The following is a 308-nucleotide window of genomic DNA, read 5'->3' on the forward strand; positions in this document are numbered from 1 at the left end:
TTCTAAAAACTTCCTGGTTGTGGTGATAGAGGAACCGCGCAGTTATGGTCCTATGTTTTCCCTCTTCAATGAAGTAAGCATCCTCAACTTTTGTAAAAGAAATACCTGGTTTTACATGATGATCTAAATAGTAATTTGGATTTTCTGTGAGTTCCATTAGGGCTCGCTCTATACGTTTTAAGTGACGGCCACCTAAACAGTCCCCCCACTTCATCGCATCATAGCCTTGGCTATGACCAACAACGCGCTCTAAAGGAATACTGCCGAATCTCTTCTCAATATGTGGAAATAGATAAATTCCTCTATCC

The 308-nt window shown here is 40.9% G+C and carries 1 protein-coding gene; it reads right to left on the bottom strand.

The window, feature by feature from the left end:
• On the bottom strand, nucleotides 1–308 hold a 308-nt coding region (locus IQR33_RS33435), incomplete at both ends, for a hypothetical protein (RefSeq protein ID WP_228013971.1).

Origin of the sequence: Vibrio sp. OPT46, from assembly GCF_015163535.1 — a bacterium.
GTDB lineage: Bacteria > Pseudomonadota > Gammaproteobacteria > Enterobacterales > Vibrionaceae > Vibrio > Vibrio alginolyticus.